The following is a 3730-nucleotide window of genomic DNA, read 5'->3' on the forward strand; positions in this document are numbered from 1 at the left end:
TCATTTTTGTTTTATACTTATCCATGTTGTAAGTCCTTTGTTTTGGTCTTGGATAAGTCATCCAACCCCATTATAAAGGACTTTTTTATGTCATGAAACAGTTAAATTTTTAATGCAACACTAGTGATTTAAGTGGTCTATTTCAAAATAATAGAAAAGAGTTGAGGTATCCTATATGCATAAAAAATTTAATGGAAATATAGAAGACATAAAGGCCCATGATGAGATGGTGATTAGCTGGGAAGAATACCGGTTCACTGTTTTGACCGATTCAATGATTCGAATGGAATATAGCCCAACTAGAGAATTCGTTGATAGAGCAACTAAAACGGTTTTGAACAGACAATTCCCGAAAGTATCTTTTGATTTAATTGAGTCTGATAAGCAAATCGAAATTATTACATCCACTGTTCACCTTATTTTTGTAAAGGAAAAAGGGGGATTTACAGCAAACAACTTAACGGCTCAAATGATAGGGAGCATTTCAACCTATCATAGTAGCTGGCATTATGGAAAAAGCTTTGAGACTTTAAAAGGAACTGCGCGTACATTGGATTGGGTTGACGGAGAAATACCTCTAGAAGAAGGATTGATGAACAAAAATGGTTACGCTTTAATTGATGATACGGATACCGTTTTGTTAACAGATGAAGGATGGGTAGAAGAGAAGCCGGTAGAACATATTGATTTATATTTCTTAGGCTACGGCAGAAATTATCTGCAGACTTTAAAAGATTATTTTCATCTAACCGGCTATCCTCCATTAATTCCAAGATACGCATTAGGAAACTGGTGGAGTCGCTATTATCCCTATTCCGAAGAAACGTATAAGGAGCTCATGAATCGTTTTTCTGAAGAGGATATTCCTATTTCTGTAGCTGTTATTGATATGGATTGGCATATTACGGACGTTCCTGAAGAGTATGGGAGTGGGTGGACGGGTTATACTTGGAATAAAGAGCTGTTTCCTGATCCCGTTCGTTTCTTGAACTGGTTGCATGAGCAAGGCATGCATACCTCCCTGAATTTACATACTGCACAAGGTGTGGAACCTCATGAAGAGGCTTATGAAGAAATGGCAGAAGCTTTAGGTATAGATCCGTCCAAGAAACAGGGAATCGAATTTGACATTACCGAACCTGATTTTATGGAAGCTTATTTCAAATACTTACATCATCCACACGAAGAAGACGGGGTCGATTTCTGGTGGATTGATTGGCAGCAAGGAGCCACTTCTAAAATTGAAGGATTGGATCCTTTATGGATGCTCAATCACTTCCATTACTTAGATCATGGAAGTGATGGCAAACGCCCGCTTATTTTCTCTCGCTATGCCGGCTTAGGCTCGCACCGTTACCCTATAGGTTTTTCAGGAGACACGATTACAACGTGGGAATCATTAGATTTCCAGCCTTACTTTACGTCCACGGCATCTAATGTCGGCTACACGTGGTGGAGTCATGACATTGGCGGTCATATGCGTGGGGTAAAAGACAGAGAACTATACATTCGCTGGTTGCAATATGGCGTCTTTTCTCCTATCAACAGACTGCATAGTACAGTCGGCAAGTATAATGGAAAAGAACCCTGGCGATACGGTGTGGAAGCTCAAAGAATAGTGAAGAAGTATATGAGGTTACGCCATCAACTCGTGCCTTATTTGTATACGATGAATGTCTTAACTTCCCATGATGGACTGCCGCTCGTTCGGCCGATGTATTATCACCATCCTTGGCAGGAAGAAGCGTATGAAGTGAAAAATCAATATTATTTTGGAACAGAACTTATCGTTTCTCCCGTCACAACTAAGTTAAACTCATTACTCCATCGCTCGCATGCGAAGACTTGGCTTCCCAAAGGCATATGGTACGATTTCTCTACAGGCATGCGTTACCGTGGAGGCCGTCTGCTGGATGTTTATAGAAGCTTGGAATCCATGCCTGTATTCGCTAAAGCTGGTGGCATTATACCGATGGATTCTGCTATAGAGAACAGTGTAGACATTCCTGAATCCTTTACGGTTAAAGTATTTGCTGGAGCTGACGGTCATTTTACTTTGTATGAAGATGAAGGAGAGACAGCCCCTTTTGATGGAGCGACAACTTCTTTACATTTAAAATGGGACGAGGAAGAGGCATCAGCAGAGTTTATCATTCAAAAACCAGAAGGCGATTTATCAGACTTACCGGAAGAAAGACAATACACCATTGATTTTATTGGGCTAGTATCAGAAGAAAGTCCTCAAATAGAAGTAAATGGTGAGACAATCTCTGCGACTGTTAAAGAAACTGATCAAGGAGTGAGAGTAAGTTTTCCTAAGATGCCATCCGATTCCGAGCACACGGTTTCTTTTGGAAATGTCCAGTTAAAAGATAATAAAGTAAGAGAAAGAATAGAAGCTTTACTGGATGAAGCACAAATTGGATTTGTAATGAAAGAGGAAATTGACCGAATTATATTTGAAGAGGACAACAAGCAAGTTGTATTAGGCCATCTACTTGCCCTTGATTTAGAAACAGACTTAGTTAGAGCCTTAAGCGAGATTTTACTTGCTTACCCTAATTAAACAGCGTCAATAAAAAAACTGTCACCATGAGCGGAGAAGTATTTTCTGCTTCATGATGACCGTTTTATTTTAATTTAAAAACTTCTTAGCTAATTCCATACGCATGGTCACATTAGGGTTAACCACTTGACAGGCATGCAAATGACCGGCCAAGGAAAGCAGCATACCGGCTTGATTGAAACTTAAATCTGAATTTTCTTGAATCACTTTTACCATATTGTTAATAGCCAATTTCGAAGCATCTTCCATTGTTTCTCGCGAACCCAAAGTCACCCATTTGTCCTTGGTCTCAATTAGTGGAAGAGGCAAGTTAAAGTCTTTTACTACTTCAACGGTCACTTTGACTTCGCCAGCCACTTCTAAACCAGACCCCATGATTTCTCCGTCACCCATCGAAGCATGTAAATCCCCCATAGCGAGCAAGGCGCCTTCGACATTGATTGGCAAGTAGACCGTGGCTCCTTCAGCCATTCGAGTGGTATCTAAGTTTCCACCGTGGTCATGAGGCGTGCCTGTATTCACGCCTTCACCCTCAGCGGCTGTTCCGATAACACCAATCATTTTATTTAAAGGGATACGTAAACCTTTGTAAAGGGCATGGTCCTCTTTGATATCGCAAATAACAGTTTCTTCTTTTTCTATTTGCTTTGACAATTGTCCTAGGCCAGGAGAGGTTAAGACAGCTCCTTTGTCACTTATTTTAATGGAGTGGATGCTGACTTTTAGCGTATCACCAGGCTGGGCACCCTTAATATATAAAGGGCCAGTAGCGGGGTTCACTTTGCTGAAATCAATCTCACTTACAACATCGGCACTCGTCTTGACTGTATCTGAAAAGCAGTCCATTGTTTCAAACACGACTGTAGAACCACTTTCGACAGAAAGAGCAGGTGGGTTATGCTTATCCATACTAAATACAACATTATCCTTTGAAATTTTCATCGTCACACTCTCCTTAAATGATTTCACTTATTATGGCTTTTTTTAGTTAGAAAGTCAAAGTCTTAATAACTCAAGTTTTGCAGTTAAAAAATAGTCTTTGACCCTTGGTGTCATTGACTTGGTACCGATTATTATGCCGCTTTTGATATTTGATTCAGCTGATTTTCTTTTAAAAATGGCTTGAAGAGTTCCGGTAAACTATCAAAGATGGTATCTAACAAG

At 40.0% G+C, this 3730-nt stretch carries 2 protein-coding genes; one reads left to right on the forward strand and one right to left on the reverse strand.

Annotation, left to right across the window (positions count from 1 at the left end; genetic code table 11):
- Positions 1-175 precede the first annotated feature (175 nt).
- A complete protein-coding gene (locus tag ACYQ4S_RS11140) occupies positions 176-2566 on the forward strand; it encodes a glycoside hydrolase family 31 protein (protein WP_459771186.1) in 2391 nt (796 codons plus the stop codon).
- Between the two features lie 69 nt (positions 2567-2635).
- On the opposite strand, the gene ACYQ4S_RS11145 is transcribed toward ACYQ4S_RS11140, so the two are convergent.
- On the reverse strand, positions 2636-3508 hold the full coding sequence (locus ACYQ4S_RS11145) for an acetamidase/formamidase family protein (RefSeq protein WP_459771188.1): 873 nt from the start codon (positions 3506-3508) through the stop codon (positions 2636-2638).
- Positions 3509-3730 lie beyond the last annotated feature (222 nt).

The sequence above is a fragment of the Alkalibacterium sp. s-m-28 genome (assembly GCF_054658175.1).

Bases quoted from the DNA above. Each gene is read 5' to 3' on its own strand.
- ACYQ4S_RS11145 (WP_459771188.1), bottom strand. From the start codon at position 3,508: ATGAAAATTTCAAAGGATAATGTTGTATTTAGTATGGATAAGCATAAC.
- ACYQ4S_RS11140 (WP_459771186.1), top strand. From the start codon at position 176: ATGCATAAAAAATTTAATGGAAATATAGAAGACATAAAGGCCCATGAT.